Here is a 16,308-nt window from a genome sequence, read left to right on the forward strand (position 1 = left end):
ACCCCCTCCCCCCTTGTCTCGACAGGACTGGGGTTTTTCCCCGATGTCCGACGACGCTCCCGCCCATACCGTCGAACTCGACACGGGATCGAACTGAGATCTCCCCGACGCAAGGAACGACGCCATGGCGACCAACGCGGTACTCGATTTCATCCTCGGTCTGCTTCGCGACGAGGAATCCTTCAATGCCTACTGCGGCAACCCGCAGGCCGCGATCGATCGCGCCGGCCTCGCCGGCATCACGCCGGCCGACATCTCCGCGGCGGCTCCGCTCGTGGCGGGCTCCGGCCTGGCCGCGGGCGGTGCCGGCGGACTCGGCGCCATCATCGGTGCCGGCGGCGGCGCCGTCGGGGGCGGGGTCATCGGCGGTGGAGTCGTCGGGGGCGGGGTCGTCGGTGGCGGGGCCGGGGTTGGCCTGGGCGGCCTGAACCTCGGCGACGTCAACTTCGGGGACATCAATCTCGGCGGCGGCGATATCGGCTTCGGGGACGTGAACTTCGGGGACATCGGCCTCGGCGGCATCGGCCTCGGCGGCATCGATCTGGGTGGAATCGATGTGGGCGACATTGACTTCGGCGGTCTCCTCGGCGGCATCGGCCTGGGCGACATCGATCTCTCCGGTCTGTCCCTCGCAGACCTGGACCTCGGCGGGATCGCCTTCGGCGACCTCGACCTCGCAGGCCAGCTGGCCGTCGCACTGGGCGCGGCCCTCTCCGCCGGCCTGGGCGCAGGCGGGGCGATCGCGGCACAGTTCGGAGCGGCCCTCGGCGCCGCACTCGAGACGGTCGTCGCAGGCGGACTCGAGCTGAGCGCGGGCATCGGGCCCGTCATCGCCGGCGCGCTGGCCGGCGCGATCGACGCCGAGGGTGCTCTCGTCGCTCAGCTGGGTGCGTCGCTCGACGCAGTTCTCGCCGCGGGCGCCGAGCTCGGCCTCGGACTCGGCGGCGGACTCGCCGCGCAACTGTCCGCCGTGCTCGGCCTCGGTGGCGAACTCGCCGGCTCGTTCGGTGCGACGCTGGGCGGTCTGCTCGGCGCAACGGTCGGTGCGGGCGGCGCGCTCGGTGCCGATCTCGCGGCCGCGCTCGGCGCCGGACTCGGCGCGGGCGGCGCGATCTCAGCGGTCCTCACCGGCGCGCTCGGTCTCGGCGCCGAACTGTCCGGCGATCTGACCGCGGCGCTCACGTCGACGCTCGACGTCGCGGGCGACCTGTCGGCGACCCTGTCCGGGCTCCTCGATGCCCAGGCCATCGCCGACCTGTCCGGCGAACTCGGCGCGACCCTGTCCGGTGCGCTCGGCACGACGTTGGCCGCCGGAGGCGGCGTGGCCGCGTCCGTCGGCACCGCGCTGGGAGTGGCCCTGACCTCCACTGCGGCCGCCGCCGGCGGACTGGCGCTGACCGGCGCGGCCGGCGCGAACGCGCTCCTCGGCGGGGCACTGACCGCGGCGCTGGGAGTGGGCGGAGGCGCACAGGCCGGGCTGGCCGCGACTCTGGAATCCGTACTCGAGGCCGGTGGCCTCGTCGACATCGAGGCCGTGCTCGGCGCGGGTGGCGACATCAGCTCGGCTCTCGCCGGCGCGCTGGCAGCCGGACTCGAAGCCGGTGGCGACGTGGCCGGCAATCTCGGTGCGGTACTGGGCGGCACGCTCGCCGCAGCGCTCGAAGGCGGTCTGGCAGGCGATCTCACCGCCGGACTCGGCGGAGCGATCGACGCCGGGCTCGGTCTCGGCGCAGGCCTCGGCGCCGGCGTCGGCGGTGCACTCGAAGCCGGGCTCGGCCTCGGTGCCGGACTCGGCGGCGCCGTCGAAGGCGCCCTCGGTGGCGGTCTCGGCATCGTGGGTGGTCTCGGTACCGAACTCGGAGCCGCTCTGAGCGGACTGCTCTCCGCGGGCGCCGGACTCGACACCGCTCTCAGCACCGTGCTCTCCGGCGTGCTCGGCGTCGCAGCAGGCGCCGACCTGGGGGCCGCCCTCGGCGGTGCCCTCGAACTGGGTGGCGTCCTCGGCGCCGACCTCACCGGTCTGCTCGACGGCGGCCTGGCGACCGACCTCGCCGCACAGCTCGGCGCGATCGTCGGCGGCGGCGGTGAGCTGGCCGCCGAACTCGGCGCCACCCTCGGCGGCGTGCTCGGCGCGACCACCGGGATCGAGGGAATTCTCGAGGCGGCCGCCGGTGCGGACCTGAACCTCGGCGAACTCCTGGCCGCGGACCTGGGCGGAGCACTCGGCGTCGACGGCGCCCTCATCACCCAGCTCGGCGGCGCACTGGAGGCAGCACTCGACGCCGGTGCCGGACTCGGCCTGGTGACCGAGACGGCCGCCGACCTCAGCGGCACCCTCGAAACCGTGCTCGCTGCCGGCGGCGACGTCGGCGCCGACCTCGGAGCGTCGCTCGGCGCTGTTCTCGGAACCGCGCTGAGCGGAGAACTCGGTGGCTCGCTCGCCGGCCAGCTTGCGGGCGGGGCCGAACTCCCCGCTGCCCTCAGCACCGTACTGAGCACCGCGCTCGACGTGGACCTGTCGGCAGCCGACGGCCTCGTCGCCACCCTGGACTCGACCCTGGACGCCACCGGCGGCCTCGGCGGCGCCCTGACCGGCGAACTCGGCGCGATCATCAACCCGAGCCTCATCCTCTCCCCCGAGGGCACCATCACCGTCGGCGGACCGATCCTGGTCACCGAGGGGCTCGGCGGCACGGTCGTCGACAGCCTCACCGGCAACCTGGGTGCCGGGACCCTGGCCTCCCTCGGCACGGTCGCCGAGACCGGCGCCGACCTGGTGGCCGGAGTGGACAGCACCTTGCAGACCGGACTCGACGGCGCCCTCACGGGTCTCGGCGAGGCCACGCTCGGCGCCGGCGTCGGTCCCGTCCTCGACGGTGACCTCGGACTGGGCGGTGCTGTGGGTGGCGACCTGGGACTGGGCGGCGACCTCGGACTCGGTGGGGCGCTCGACACCGAGTTGCCGGCAGATGTGACCGCCGATCTGACGACGGCACTCGCCGGCACCGTGGACAGTGCGGTGGACGCCGCCGGCTCGATCGGGACCGGCGGCCTCGAGACCACGGTCGGCGGAGCGCTGGAGACGACCGTGGGCGGCTCGCTCGACACCACGGTCGGTGGGGCGATCGACACGACCACGGACATCGTCGGCGACGTGACCGGCGGACTCACCGGCGGTGCGGAAGCCGGTGGCGGCACCGAAGCCGGCGGTGGTGTCGGAACCGGTGGAGGCGCAGACGGTGGTCTGGACCTCGGCGGAGTCGCCGACACCGACGCCGGACTCGGCGGCGCGCTCGACACGACCGTCGGAGGCGTGGCAGACACGACCGCCGGCCTGACCGGAGGCCTCACCGGTGGACTGACCGGCGGCCTCACCGGTGGGCTCGGTGGCGACACGGACACCGGGATCGGCGTCAACACCCCGGACGCCGGACCCGACGCCGACTGACCCCCTCAGGTCGGCAACCCGCCCCGGGACCGCCCATCGCTCCAGCAACCCTGGACGTGGGCCGGCCCCGGGGCGGTCCTCGTCCGGCTTCCCGGATCCGCCCGTCCTGCGCCGCACCGTCGTCGGCCACGCGCGAAGCCCAGCCGATGCCAACCGGATGCGCCGACTCACCGCTACCGTGAGGACACCATGACCACTCCACCCGCCGAACCTCCACGGGTCGGCCGGCACGCCGCCGACCGGGACGCCCCCACTCCCGCGCCCACGTCCCACACCCCGGCTCATGCGTCTGCCGAACCACATGCGGCCGCCGAAACACGTCGGCCGGCGCACGCCGCCGTGTCGCCGGCACCCGCGCCTGCGGCGGCCCCCGTCCGGCCGCCGGGAACGACACCCACGCCGACCGCGACCCAGGCACCCACCACCATCGGCGACCTGCTGGCCACGATGTCCGACGTGGCCCGGGAGGCCGGCCGCACCGACCTCGTCAGCCGGCTCGACGGGGCGCGCACCCGGATCACCGACCCCCGGTTGCGGATCGTCGTGGTGGGTCAGCTCAAACAGGGCAAGAGTTCGTTCGTCAACGCGCTGCTGAATCTCGACGTGTGCTCGGTGGGCGACGACGAGACAACCGCGGTGCCGACCGTGATCTCCCACGGCCGGCAACCCGCCGCCCATCTGATCGTCGACGGCCCGTCCGCCGACAGCCGCATCCCGGTGCCGATGGACGCCATCGCCGGCATCACCCCCGACTCCCCGCTCGCCGGCGGCCGCGAGGTGCTCCGCCTCGAGGTCACCGCACCCGGCCCCCTGCTGGCCGACGGCCTCGTCCTCGTGGACACCCCCGGTGTGGGCGGGCACGGACATCCCTATGCCGCGGCGACCTTGGGCATGGTCGCCGCCGCCGATGCGGTGCTGATCATCTCCGACGCGAGCCAGGAGTTCACCGCGCCGGAGATGTCGTTCATCCAACAGGTGATCGGCCTGTGTCCCACGGTCGCGTGTCTCGTCACCAAGACCGATCTGTACCCGCACTGGCGGGCCGTCGTCGACGCGGACCGCGGTCACCTGGCGGCTGCCGACATCGACATCCCGCTGCTTCCGGTGTCGTCCACTCTGCGCGCACACGCGCTGCGCCTCGGCGACGAGAAGCTCAACGCCGAGGCGGGATTCCTGGAGCTCTACCGCTACCTACGGGAGCGCGTGGTGGCGACCGCACAGCAGGCGACCCGCAGCACGGTCGCCACCGACCTCCGCGTCGTCAGCGAGCATCTCGCGCTGACCCTGGGCAGCGAGCTCGCCGCCTTGCGCGACCCGGACACCGCGGGCCGCGCCGTGGGTGCTCTCCGGGAAGCCAAGACCGACGCCGAGGCGATGCGACGACAGTCGGCGCAATGGCAGCAGACACTCGCCGACGGGATCGCCGACCTCGCCGCCGACATCGACCACGACCTGCGCGATCGTCTCCGCGCGGTCACCCGCGAGGCCGAAAGAGCCATCGACGAGGGGGATCCCGGTGCGGACTGGGACCAGCTCAGCGAATGGCTGGCTGATCAGACCGCCGCGGTGATCGGGGACAACTTCGTGTGGGCGCACGAGCGATCGGTCTGGCTGGCCGAGCGGGTCGCCGACCATTTCGCGGCCGCCGGTCAGGATTCCCTGCCCGACATCGACGTCGCCGACATGACCGGCGTCCTCGACTCGGTGGCCGAGCTCACCGAACTCGACAGTGGCAGAGTCGGTGTCGCCCAGAAGCTGCTGATCGGCATGCGGGGTTCCTACGGCGGCGTGCTGATGTTCGGTCTGATCTCGACGATGGTCGGCATGGCACTCATCAACCCGGTCTCGGTCGGTGCCGGACTCCTGTTGGGCACCAAGGCCTATCGCGACGACAAGGAAGCCAAGATCCTGGATCGCCGCGCCAAGGCGAAGGTCGCCGTCCGCGCGTTCACCGACGACGTCAGCTTCCAGGTGGGCAAGGAGTCCCGCGACCGGCTGCGGGTCATCCAGCGGGTCCTGCGCGACCATTTCACCTCGGTGGCCGAGCAGACCGCGCGCTCGATCTCCGAATCCCTTTCTGCCGCACAGTCGGCCGCTACGGTCCTCGAGTCGGAGCGGGCGGGGCGGGTCGCCGAGCTCGAGTCCCGGCTCAGCGCGGTCGCGGCGCTGCGCAAGGCCGCGGACCACCTCGACCGCGAGCTCGCCCGCTGATGGCCGGTGTCGACCGCGCGCGCTCGCTCCTCGACGCCGCACGCACCGCCCTCGCCGACGACCCGCACGCCCGGGCCGAACTGGATGTCTGCGATCACCGGTTGTACCAGCCGGTGCGGGTCGCGCTCGCCGGATCGCTCAAGGCAGGCAAGTCCACATTGCTCAATGCCCTTGTCGGACAGGACATCGCACCGACCGACGCCACCGAGTGCACCCGGGTCGTCACCTGGTATCGCAACGGCCGGTCGCCGTCGGTGACCGCGCACGTCGACGACGGACGGGCGGTACCGATCCCGGTGACGCGTGTCGACGGTCGGCTCGGCTTCGACTTCGGCCGGCTCACCGCCGACCGTGTCGATCGCCTCGACGTGGAGTGGCCGGCGCGCGCCCTGCACTCGACGACGATCGTGGACACGCCCGGCACGGCCTCGCTGTCGACGGAACTGTCCGCGTCCACGATTCGGCTTCTCACCCCCGACGACGGTCAGTCCGGCGTCGACGCCGTCGTCTACCTGCTCCGCTCGCTGACCGCGACCGACACCGCCATGCTGCGCCGCATCGGAACCGCCATCGGCGGGTCGTCGGGACCCCTGGGCGTGATCGGCGTCGTCTCCCGTGCCGACGAGCTCGGCGCGGGTCGGATGGACGCGATGATCTCGGCCCATCAGATCGCCGGGCGTTTCGCCGGCGAGCTCGAACGCACCGGGCTGTGTCAGGCGGTCGTGCCGGTCGCGGGACTGCTGGCACTCGGTGCGCGCACGCTCCGCGAGGTCGAGTACCGCGCGCTCGCGCAACTGGCGTCCACACCGGGTCCCGACCTCGAATCGGCCCTGCTGACGATGGATCGGTTCAGCCGGCCCGACATCTTGCCGCACATCCCGGCCGGCCTCCGACGCTCGCTGGCCGAACGGTTCGGCGCGTTCGGGATCCGGATGGCCGTGACGCTCATCCGCTTCGGTGCGACGTCGTCGTCGGCCCTGGCGGCCGAGCTGGTCGAACGGAGCGGGTTGTCGGAGCTCGGCGCGATCATCGACACCCAGTTCGCCCAGCGCGCCGACCAACTCAAGTCACACTCGGCGCTGGTGACCCTGGACCATCTCCTGGGCCGCTCCCCATCGTCGCGGGCGCGGGAGGTGCGCGCCGCGGTGCGACGCGAACTCGCCGATGTCCACGGCTTCCGCGAGTTGCGCCTACTCGGCACGATCCGGGCCGGCGGGCTCGACCTACCCCAGGACCAGATCGGTGAACTCACGCGACTGATCGGCGGTTCGGGCATCGACCCGACGACACGACTCGGTTTCCCCCCGACTGCCGACGTGTACAGCCTGCGGGACGCCGCCATCGACTCCGCGCGTCTCTGGCGCGCACGCGCCACGCACCCGCTGATCGCGCCGGCCTCGGCGTCGGCGTGTCAGGTCGCGGTGCGCAGTGCGGAGGGCATCGTCGCGCAGCTCGGTGACGCGGTCCGGACCGGCGGCAACGAGGGCTTCAGCGCAGGGAGTCGGTGACCGCCCGGGTGTAGGAGAACCCGGTGGCGATCACCGCGACGACTGCCGCGGCCACCGGGATCCACTGTGCGGCAACCGGCAAACCCTTGTCGGCGAGCGTGTCGGCAGACGGACTGACGGTGAGGTGGAACGCCACGGCGCCGGCCACGGCGACCACTGCCCCGATCGTCAACACGGTCCGACCGGATCGTCTGCTGCCCCAGAGTCGCGCGGATCCGAACAGTCCCAGGACCACCACGATCAATGCGATCACCGCGCCCACCATCAGCGAGATGTCGACGGCTCGTGCGGCGTCGGTTCCGCTGTTCGGATTGGCCCGGATGAGGTCGGCGGCCAGTGTGGCCCGAATATCGTTGAGTGACAGCAGGGTCAGCCCCACGATCACCACCACCAGGGCCACCGACACCAGCCAGCCGAGGATCACGTACCGGATGGCCGGGGCCCGCTCGGTGGGCCGTTGCGGGCGCATCGGCGTGACGGCGACGCGCGGGCGAGGTGGCGGGGAGCCGTCGGCATTCGACATCCCTCGATGGTAGTTGCCCCGCGAGCGCTCACTCGTCGAACTCGGCGCATCCCCCGGTCCTCGTTCCGTGTCCCCCGATCGGTGGATGCAGCGTTCACCCCGACCATCACCCGGTCAGCGGAAACCACACACAGCCCGCGGCTAGCAAAGTCAGTGGTGTCACCGAAACAACCCCACACCACACCGGGAGCACACCATGAAGACCACCACCCGCATCGCCACCGCCACCCTCGGACTCGCCGCCGCAGCCGGCATCGCACTCGGCGCCGCCGGCACCGCCCACGCCGGCACCCTCCCCGTCACCCGCCCCGGCGAACCCACCGTCGCCATGACCATCACCAACCACACCGACAAGCCCGAATACCTCCAAGGCGCCAACGCCGACGGCGGCCAATGGGTCAACGCCCCCCAGCACATCCTCTACCCCGGCGCCACCGAAACCATCACCGCCACAGCGCCCTACAACAACCATCTCGACGTCAACGCCATCTACCGCATCGGAACCTTCGGCCCCACCGCCAACTACCAACTCACCAACCACCCCCACAACGTCAACACCGACATGAGCACCATCTGGGGACCCCACGCACAGCAGTACTGGATGAACAACCACATCGACACCGGCTACCCCCAGGTCAACGTCGGCTTCGACCAGTGGTGAGCAACCCCGGGCACACGACCTCAGGGGCCGGCGGTGGCCCCCGTCAGCGGCGGGGACGCCGCCAGGACCTCGTTCTCCTCGTCGGTGAAAGTCCGCGCACGCGAGAGGAATCGGACGCCCTCCGGCGCCTCGAGACTGAATCCGGCGCCGCGACCCTTCACGACGTCGAGGATCAGCTGAGTGTGTTTCCACAACTCGAACTGGTCGCCGTTGATCCAGACCCGAACGGCCGGAATGGGTTCGGGGAGTTCGATCTCGCCGACCAGCACATCCCGCTGGCCCACGCGATACTCCCCGACCGGATAACACATCGGGGCCGAGCCGTCACAGCACCCACCGGACTGGTGGATCATGAGGCCGCCGTGCAGCTCCGACAACTTGGTCAGGAGCTGCACGGCGGAGTCTGTGGCGACCACGCGATCAGGAACATTCTGTTCGGCGGTCATCGTGAATCACCTTCTGTTCGCTTGTTCGTTCACGCTTGTGCGAGGAGCGCGACCCCGCAGCTCCTGAGGTGCGACCGCCCGTCGCTCCCTGAGGTGCGAGGAGCGCGACCACCCCCGCTCCCTGAGGTGCGAGGAGCGATAGCGACGAGCCTCGAAGGGCTCAGAAGAAACCCTTGGCACTCTGAGCGTAACCGACCAGGAGGTTCTTGGTCTGCTGGTAGTGCTCGAGCATCATGAGGTGGTTCTCGCGACCGATACCGGACTGCTTGTACCCGCCGAAGGCGGCGTGTGCCGGGTAGTCGTGGTAGGTGTTCGTCCATACGCGGCCGGCCTGGATCTCGCGGCCAGCTCGGTACGCGGTTGCACCGTCGCGGCTCCACACACCCGCGCCGAGCCCGTAGAGCGTGTCGTTGGCGATCTGCATGGCGTCGGCGAAGTCCTTGAAGGTGGTGACCGCGAGGACCGGACCGAAGATCTCTTCCTGGAAGATGCGCATCTTGTTGTTGCCCTGGAAGACAGTCGGTTTGATGTAGAAGCCACCGGCCAGGTCGCCGTCGAGTTCGGCCGCCTCGCCGCCGATCAGCACCTCGGCACCCTCGTCCTTGCCGATGGCCAGGTAGGAGGAGATCTTCTCGAACTGATCGTTGGAGGCCTGCGCCCCCATCATCGTGTCGGTGTCGAGGGGGTTGCCCTGCTTGATCTTTCCGACGCGGTCGACGGCCTTGGCGATGAACTCGTCGTAGATGTCCTGCTGGATCAGCGCGCGGCTGGGGCAGGTGCACACCTCGCCCTGGTTGAGCGCGAACATCGAGAAACCCTCCAGCGCACGGTCGAGGAACCCGTCGTCGGCGGACATCACGTCGTTGAAGAAGATGTTCGGGCTCTTGCCGCCCAGCTCGAGGGTGACCGGGATCAGGTTCTCCGAGGCGTACTGCATGATGAGCCGGCCCGTGGTGGTCTCACCGGTGAACGCGATCTTGCGGATGCGGTTGCTCGACGCGAGCGGCTTGCCCGCCTCGACACCGAATCCGTTGACCACGTTGAGGACTCCGGCGGGAAGCAGGTCGCTGATGAGGCTGACCAGGTACAGGATCGACGCGGGCGTCTGCTCGGCGGGCTTGAGCACGACCGCATTGCCCGCGGCCAGGGCCGGGGCGAGCTTCCACACGGCCATCAGGATCGGGAAGTTCCAGGGGATGATCTGGCCGACGACGCCGAGCGGCTCGTGGAAGTGGTAGGCGACGGTGTCCTCGTCGACCTCGGAGATCGAACCCTCCTGGGCGCGCAACGCGCCGGCGAAGTAGCGGAAGTGATCGATCGCCAGCGGCAGGTCGGCGGCGAGGGTCTCGCGCACGGCCTTGCCGTTGTCCCAGGTCTCGGCGACGGCCAGCTTCTCGAGGTTCTCCTCCATGCGATCGGCGATGCGGAGCAGGGCCAGCGAACGCTCGGCGACGGGGGTCTTGCCCCACGCGGGTGCGGCCTTGTGCGCGGCGTCGAGGGCGAGATCGATGTCTTCGGCGGTCGAGCGAGCCACCTCGCAGAACACCTTGCCGTCGACCGGCGACGGGTTCTCGAAGTACTGACCCTTCACCGGCGGGGTCCATTGTCCGCCGATCCAGTTGTCGTAGCGCGACTCGTAGCTCATCACCGAGCCATCGGCACCCGGCTTTGCGAAGACGGTCATGGTTGCTCCTTGCGTGTGGGCCTCAGTTGAGGACGCTCTGCGGATGTCACACGGGACACCGAGGGCGTCCGTTGTGATCTGTTCCACACCTTAGAAGCGCATTGGTTGCACAGGCGTTGCAACGCGAACTCCGCTCCTCGAGGTCCGAGCGTGCAGGTACCTCCTCCTCCCTGACCTGCAAGCGAAGCGCGGCAACCTCCTGCCCCCTGACCCGCGAGCGAACGCGGCTACCTTCTGCTCCCTTATCTGCGAACGAAGCGCGTACCTTCTGCTCCCTTATCTGCGAACGAAGCGCGTACCTTCTGCTCCCTTATCTGCGAGCGAAGCGCGTACCTTCTGCTCCCTTATCTGCGAGCGAAGCGCGTACCTTCTGCTCCCTGAGGTGCGAGGAGCGAAAGCGACGAGCCTCGAAGGGCACGCGACCGCGCTGAAGAAGCGCTAGCTGTGTAGAAAAGCGCTGGCTGAAAATAGCGCAGAAGCCCCGAGATAGCGCTTCTCTGCGGGCGGTGCCCGTCGCATGCGACTTCGATTGGCGCACAGACAGGATCGACACTGGGCACACCCCGATGCCGGCGGGTTCTGCCCTCAGGCCCCGTACCGCTTGTCCAGGAGCCGGATGCGTCCGCCGACGACGGCGCGGTCGGGATCGCCGACGGGTAGGCGGTGTTCGAGGCGGCGCCAGGCGGTGAGGTCGTCGCGGCCGTACGTCGACGACGTCCACCGGCGCAGGGCTGCGACGTCGCCGGTCGCGAAGAGTCGCGACCGCAGATCCTCGCGGAGTTCCTCGAAGATGTCGACGATGCCTGGTGCGCTCGATTCGGCGAGCAGTCCGCCGCGTCCGAGGTCGTCGACGACCGACGCGAGGTCCGAGCCCGACGCGATGCGCGATCGGATGGCATCGACGTCGGAGGTGATGTCGAGGGTGAGCCGGTACGGTCGGCTCGCGACGACGTCGGCGCCGAGGTCGCGGCGGAGCCGGGATATCTCGGCCCGCACGGTGACCGGGTCGAGCCCGTCCTCGGCCAGCTTCAGCGCAAGCTGCTCGGTGTTCAGCCCTTCCGGGAACGCCTGCAGCAGAACGAGTATCTCGGCATGCCGGCGCGACAGGGTGCGGGAGCCCGGTCCGTCGGCGGTCCGGTGCCAGCGTCCGGATCCGTCGCCGAGCACGGTGAGGTGCGCCGCACTCTTCGGGCCCGATGCAGGGTCGAAGGTGGACGGGTCGGCCAGGTCTACGGCACCGGCCTTGAGTTCCCGCTCGACGGCTGCGACCACGGATCGGACCGCCGCGAGCGCGAAGGGGGCCGCGACCTCGCGTCCGCCGGTCACGTCGATGACACCGATCACGTGCCCGGTCAACGGGTCGTGCACGGGTGCCGCCGCACAGCTCCACTCCTGTACCGGCCCGGCGAAGTGTTCGGGCCCGACGACCTGGACCCCGCGATCGACGGCCAGCGCGAGTCCGGGCGCATTGGTGCCCACGACCTCTTCGCTCCACACCGAACCCTCGACGAAATTGATGTGGCCGGCGCGATCACGCGCAGCCGTGTCGCCCTCGATCCACAGCAGGCGCCCGGCCTGGTCGGTCAGCGCGACGACGACCCCGGTGTCGGCAATCGCATCGACCATCAGCGACTGCACCAGGGGCCGGACGGCGGTGATCGGGTGCGCGGCGCGGTAGGCGGCGAATTCGGCGGGCGACATCGCGGAGGCACGATCACCATCCGGGCTGGTTTCGCTGGGGTCGACGCCCCGGGTCAACGACCTCGCCCACGAGTCGCGGACGATCGAACGGACCGCATCCGCCGGCGGGTTGCCGCCGGAGAGGAAGTCCTCGTACGCCCGGCGGATGCGCGTGGCCACCGAAGCCGCGTCTGTCATGCACCCTCCGTCGATTGCCCGATATGTCGACGATTCTGCCTGCCGCGATGTGATCTCGGCAACATTCGACCAGCTCGTCGTAGCGCGCCCCGGCCACCGGGGCCGCCGGGTGCACGCGTCCGGGCTACCCGAACCGTGCCGAGAACGTCCGCGGGGTCATGCCGGTGACGGTCCGGAAATCACGCACGAAGTGCGCCTCGTCGGCGTAGGAAAGGTCCGCCGCGAGCGACGCGAGGGTTCCCGACCGTTCGCGCAGGCGCTCGGCCGCTTCGTGCAGTCGCCGACGCTGGATGAGCCATTTCGGGGTGAGCCCGAGACGGCGTCGGGTCAACCGCTGCAGGCTGCGCTCGGTGAGATGGAACCGTTCACAGATCTGCGCGACCGCCACGACCGACGAGTCGGTCTCGACGTAGTCCACGATCGCGTTGATCAGCCGGCCGTCCTCGTCGAGCGGGAGATGGGTCCGCAGCCAGTCCTCGACCCGATCAGTCGCACAGCGCTGGGTCTCCTCGCGACCGGGTTCGACGGCCATCGCCGACCGCACCGACCTCTCGAGGTCGCTGCCCCGGTCGCCGAAGACCTCGGACAGTTCCGCGTGCCGGTCGGTCCACTCGCCGACGTCGCCGGTCAGCAATCCCCCGGCACCCGGCGTCAGCATGACCCCGACCGCCCAGCCGTCACCGGTCAGGACGGTCTCCGACAGCCCGGTCACCACGCCGTAGAAGCGCGCGTAGGTGTTGCTGATGACCATGAGGCAGACGGGATACTGGAGCACGCGCTGCGGCGCCTCTGCCCCGGGCGGGACCCACCACACCGGAACCCAGAAACGGCGCACCAGCTCATCGAGATCAGGGCTCGGCGCCCACCGGCCGATGCGATAGCTCGCGTCCGATGGGTCGACGAGGTGCGCGCGCTCGACGTCGTCGAGCCGCGCCCGCCCCGGATTGTCGGGTTTCATCAATCACCGTCCCGTGCTCTCGCGGTTGACTCTCATCATGACCGCAATCAACGACACCTCACCATTGCTCGACCACTACTCCCGCCTCGCCGACGGATTCGCCGCCGTCCTCGATGCCTCCCCCGCGGACACCTGGACCGGCGACTCCCCGTGCGAGGGGTGGACCGGGCGCGATGTCGTCGGCCACGTCATCGACACCCAGCGCGAGTTCTTCGCACGCCACGAGGTCGATCTCGGGCCGGCGCCCTCGCTCGACGATCCCGCTGCCGCCTGGCGCGCCCATCGCGACACCGTCGCCGGTCTGCTCGCGGACCCGAGTATCGGGGACCGCGCCTTCGACGGGCACTTCGGACCGACCACCATCGGCGAAACCCTCATCCGCTTCTACGGTTTCGACATGATCGCCCACCGTTGGGACATCGCCCGCACCGCAGGTGTCGACCACCGCTTCACCGACGACGAACTGTCCGAGATGGAAACCGCGGTCGACGGTTTCGGTGACGCGCTGTACTCCGAGGGCGTGTGCCGACAGGTCGAGATCCCGGCCGGTGCCGACCGTCAGACGACGCTGGTCGCGAAGCTGGGCCGGCGCGCGTCCTGACGGGCCACAAGAACCGCATAACCCCTGCTCCCTGATCCGAAAGAAGCGACCCATCCCTGCTCCCTGAGGTGCGAGGAGCGATAGCGACGAGCCACGAAGGGCATGGCGAGTTACGTCACGGAGCCCTTCGAGGCTCGCTTCGCTCGCACCTCAGGGAGCAAAGGGAGTCCACTTCGCTCGCACCCCAGCGAGCAAAAGGGAGTCCACTTCGCACGCACCTCAGGGAGCAAAGGGAGTCCACTTCGCACGCACCCCAGCGAGCAAAGGGAGTCCACTTCGCACGCACCCCAGCGAGCAAGAGGAGTCCACTTCGCACGCACCTCAGCGAGCAAGGGGGCGGCAAGAGGTCAGGGAATCCAGCCGTTGTGCCGGGGATAGCGTGCGCGAAGGTGGCCGTACACGTAGGTGCTGACGAGGAGCGCGCCACCGGCACCGATCGACGGCCAGAGGAACACGTTGTCGAGCGAGTCGCGGACCGCCGCGACGGCCCAGCCGATCGCGAACAGCACGAGCGCGATGGTCGCCAGGATGCGGATGACGAGCACGAGGGTGGCGAGCACTGCCCACACCGCTTCCCGCACTCGCCCGGTCCGACCGCCCACGACGGCCATCGTAGTGTCGGGCGGGTCGGGCGGCAGTTGTCCGCGCGTCCCGCATTTGCCCCCATCCACCGGCACCCCGTGGACAATGGTGGGATGAAGACCATCCTCAACGTCATCTGGCTCGTGCTGTGCGGACTGTGGATGGCGATCGGTTACGTCGTCGCCGGCATCATCTGCTGCATCCTGATCATCACGATCCCGTTCGGGATCGCCTCGTTCCGGATGGCGAGCTACGCGCTCTGGCCCTTCGGACGGACCGTCATCCGCAAGCCGACCGCGGGTGTGGCGTCGACCATCGGCAACGTCATCTGGATCATCGTGGCCGGACTGTGGCTGGCGATCGGTCACATCACGACCGGGCTTGCCATGTGCCTGACGATCATCGGTATCCCGCTGGGCATCGCGAGCTTCAAGATGGTTCCGGTGTCGCTGCTCCCGCTCGGCGCCGAGATCGTCCCGACCGATCAACAGATGCCGGGCGGTGCGCCGGTGCGGATGTGACCCACCGAACGCCACGCTGACCTCCCCCGACCCATCCGACGCGCCGACGGATCCGAACAGGGAGCATGACACTCGGGTCCCCGGTTGACGTCACGAGCGAATCTCCTGACGTACGTGCAGTGCTGTCGCGCATCGGGGTGACCCGACTCCCGGTACGCGCGGCCTCTGTCCGAATGCTCGGGAACCCGATGAACCACCGGCCCGGATACGCGACGGGTTCGCAGCGCACGTCATACTTCATGCCGCGACCCCCATTCCTCCGGACGCGCGCGGGAACGTGATGCCCGCCCGCCGACACGGACCCCGGTGGGACACCAAGATCGTTCGACGACGACGGCAGGAGGAACGTGATGGATGACCATCTCGATCCCGACGCTGCCGAATTGCTGGAGATGGCACCACTCGTCGCACTCGACGCGCTGTCCGACGACGAACTGCGCGACGTCCAGACGCGGGTCGCGGCAGCACCGCAGGATGTCCGCGCCCTGTTCGACAAGCAGGTCCGCGCGATCCGTGAGGCGATGGCCACGATCAGCAAGACCACCGCGACCCCGCCCCCGCCGACGCTGCGCGACCGCATCCTTTCGGCGGCGCGTGCCGACGCGGGTCTCGATGCGCCGGACATCGCCGCCGATACGGCTACCGGCGCGGGAGCCGAGGGCCGGGTGGGCACGACGCGCACTCCTGAATCCCCCGTCCCGGAATCGCCGGTGTCGCACGACGACTCCGCGGCGTCGGACACCGTCCCGGGAAGGCCCGAGCCCGCCCCCGACACGCCCGCGAGCGAACCCGATGACCGACGCCTACGACGCCGCTGGACGTATCTGGCCGCGGCGGCTGTGCTCGCCATCGCCATTGGTGCCGCCGGGTGGGTCATGGGCGAGTCGAGCTCGCCGGAACCGGAGGTCCGCCCGCTCGCCTCGCCGGCCGAACAGGTCTTCTCCGCGGAGGACCTGCGGTCGACCGGTGGCCCGGTCGCGACCGGGGAGGTCACCGTGTACCTCGCGAAATCGGCGGATACCGGTGTGCTGGTGATGGATTCGGTTCCGCCACCGCAGCCGGGAACGGTCTATCAGATGTGGCTGATCGGCCCCGACGGTCCTCGCTCGGCGGGGACGATGACCGACAAGGACGTCGAACCGGTCACCACCGCCGTCCTGTCCGGGATCAATTCCGCCTCGACGCTCGCGTTCACCGTCGAACCACCCGGCGGTTCGGACCGACCCACCACCACCCCGGTGGCGCAGTTGTCGCTGCTCTGACCGTCTCGGCGAAAACCACCCCCGT

Annotated in this window: 13 protein-coding genes; 7 read left to right on the forward strand and 6 right to left on the reverse strand. The window is 70.0% G+C overall.

From position 1 onward, the window contains the following. Positions 1-124 precede the first annotated feature (124 nt). From ACFW3F_RS15795 to ACFW3F_RS15805, 3 genes are all read left to right on the forward strand, one after another. Complete coding sequence (locus ACFW3F_RS15795) at positions 125-3,448, forward strand: IniB N-terminal domain-containing protein (RefSeq protein WP_388058913.1); 3,324 nt, start codon at positions 125-127, stop codon at positions 3,446-3,448. 189 nt (positions 3,449-3,637) lie between these two features. Further along, positions 3,638-5,659 (forward strand): dynamin family protein, encoded by a 2,022-nt coding sequence (locus tag ACFW3F_RS15800; RefSeq protein WP_388058915.1) that lies wholly within the window; start codon positions 3,638-3,640, stop codon positions 5,657-5,659. Next, entirely contained in the window at positions 5,659-7,167 is a 1,509-nt protein-coding gene (locus tag ACFW3F_RS15805) for a dynamin family protein (RefSeq protein ID WP_388058917.1), read from the forward strand. The genes ACFW3F_RS15800 and ACFW3F_RS15805 overlap by 1 nt, the downstream gene beginning before the upstream one ends. Here the strand turns inward: ACFW3F_RS15805 and ACFW3F_RS15810 are convergent. Further along, on the reverse strand, positions 7,148-7,690 hold the full coding sequence (locus tag ACFW3F_RS15810) for a hypothetical protein (protein ID WP_388058919.1): 543 nt from the start codon (positions 7,688-7,690) through the stop codon (positions 7,148-7,150). The two genes, ACFW3F_RS15805 and ACFW3F_RS15810, sit on opposite strands and share 20 nt — an antisense overlap. A 196-nt stretch (positions 7,691-7,886) precedes the next feature. Between ACFW3F_RS15810 and ACFW3F_RS15815 the strand changes: the two genes are divergently transcribed. Continuing rightward, entirely contained in the window at positions 7,887-8,351 is a 465-nt protein-coding gene (locus ACFW3F_RS15815; protein ID WP_388058921.1) for a hypothetical protein, read from the forward strand. 20 nt (positions 8,352-8,371) lie between these two features. Here the strand turns inward: ACFW3F_RS15815 and ACFW3F_RS15820 are convergent, their stop codons facing one another. The 4 genes from ACFW3F_RS15820 to ACFW3F_RS15835 all read right to left on the reverse strand — a co-directional run bounded on the left by ACFW3F_RS15820 (position 8,372) and on the right by ACFW3F_RS15835 (position 13,317). Beyond that, entirely contained in the window at positions 8,372-8,797 is a 426-nt protein-coding gene (locus ACFW3F_RS15820) for a DUF779 domain-containing protein (RefSeq protein WP_388058922.1), read from the reverse strand. Positions 8,798-8,957: 160 nt separating this feature from the next. After that, on the reverse strand, positions 8,958-10,481 hold the full coding sequence (locus ACFW3F_RS15825) for an aldehyde dehydrogenase family protein (RefSeq protein ID WP_388058924.1): 1,524 nt from the start codon (positions 10,479-10,481) through the stop codon (positions 8,958-8,960). A 585-nt stretch (positions 10,482-11,066) separates the two neighbouring features. Further along, entirely contained in the window at positions 11,067-12,359 is a 1,293-nt protein-coding gene (locus ACFW3F_RS15830; RefSeq protein WP_388058926.1) for a GAF domain-containing protein, read from the reverse strand. Between the two features lie 124 nt (positions 12,360-12,483). Then, entirely contained in the window at positions 12,484-13,317 is an 834-nt protein-coding gene (locus ACFW3F_RS15835; RefSeq protein WP_388058928.1) for a helix-turn-helix domain-containing protein, read from the reverse strand. Between the two features lie 37 nt (positions 13,318-13,354). On the opposite strand from ACFW3F_RS15835, the gene ACFW3F_RS15840 reads away from it, so the two are divergent. Beyond that, entirely contained in the window at positions 13,355-13,918 is a 564-nt protein-coding gene (locus ACFW3F_RS15840; protein WP_388058930.1) for a maleylpyruvate isomerase family mycothiol-dependent enzyme, read from the forward strand. A 347-nt stretch (positions 13,919-14,265) separates the two neighbouring features. Here ACFW3F_RS15840 and ACFW3F_RS15845 read toward each other — a convergent pair whose 3' ends face one another. Then, positions 14,266-14,520, reverse strand: a complete 255-nt coding sequence (locus ACFW3F_RS15845; RefSeq protein WP_388058932.1) for a hypothetical protein — start codon at positions 14,518-14,520, stop codon at positions 14,266-14,268. 93 nt (positions 14,521-14,613) lie between these two features. On the opposite strand from ACFW3F_RS15845, the gene ACFW3F_RS15850 reads away from it, so the two are divergent. Both ACFW3F_RS15850 and ACFW3F_RS15855 read left to right on the forward strand, forming a co-directional pair. Continuing rightward, a complete protein-coding gene (locus ACFW3F_RS15850) occupies positions 14,614-15,021 on the forward strand; it encodes a YccF domain-containing protein (protein ID WP_388058934.1) in 408 nt (135 codons plus the stop codon). A 350-nt stretch (positions 15,022-15,371) separates the two neighbouring features. Then, on the forward strand, positions 15,372-16,283 hold the full coding sequence (locus ACFW3F_RS15855; protein WP_388058935.1) for an anti-sigma factor: 912 nt from the start codon (positions 15,372-15,374) through the stop codon (positions 16,281-16,283). The last annotated feature ends 25 nt before the right edge of the window (positions 16,284-16,308 follow it).

Source organism: Gordonia sp. NPDC058843 (genome assembly GCF_042743165.1).
Lineage (GTDB): Bacteria > Actinomycetota > Actinomycetes > Mycobacteriales > Mycobacteriaceae > Gordonia.

Coding starts and splice junctions, on each gene's coding strand:
- ACFW3F_RS15850 (WP_388058934.1), top strand. CDS start 14,614: ATGAAGACCATCCTCAACGTCATCTGGCTCGTGCTGTGCGGACTGTGG.
- ACFW3F_RS15795 (WP_388058913.1), top strand. CDS start 125: ATGGCGACCAACGCGGTACTCGATTTCATCCTCGGTCTGCTTCGCGAC.
- ACFW3F_RS15830 (WP_388058926.1), bottom strand. CDS start 12,359: ATGACAGACGCGGCTTCGGTGGCCACGCGCATCCGCCGGGCGTACGAG.
- ACFW3F_RS15825 (WP_388058924.1), bottom strand. CDS start 10,481: ATGACCGTCTTCGCAAAGCCGGGTGCCGATGGCTCGGTGATGAGCTAC.
- ACFW3F_RS15810 (WP_388058919.1), bottom strand. CDS start 7,690: ATGTCGAATGCCGACGGCTCCCCGCCACCTCGCCCGCGCGTCGCCGTC.
- ACFW3F_RS15840 (WP_388058930.1), top strand. CDS start 13,355: ATGACCGCAATCAACGACACCTCACCATTGCTCGACCACTACTCCCGC.
- ACFW3F_RS15815 (WP_388058921.1), top strand. CDS start 7,887: ATGAAGACCACCACCCGCATCGCCACCGCCACCCTCGGACTCGCCGCC.
- ACFW3F_RS15800 (WP_388058915.1), top strand. CDS start 3,638: ATGACCACTCCACCCGCCGAACCTCCACGGGTCGGCCGGCACGCCGCC.
- ACFW3F_RS15855 (WP_388058935.1), top strand. CDS start 15,372: ATGGATGACCATCTCGATCCCGACGCTGCCGAATTGCTGGAGATGGCA.
- ACFW3F_RS15805 (WP_388058917.1), top strand. CDS start 5,659: ATGGCCGGTGTCGACCGCGCGCGCTCGCTCCTCGACGCCGCACGCACC.
- ACFW3F_RS15835 (WP_388058928.1), bottom strand. CDS start 13,317: ATGAAACCCGACAATCCGGGGCGGGCGCGGCTCGACGACGTCGAGCGC.
- ACFW3F_RS15820 (WP_388058922.1), bottom strand. CDS start 8,797: ATGACCGCCGAACAGAATGTTCCTGATCGCGTGGTCGCCACAGACTCC.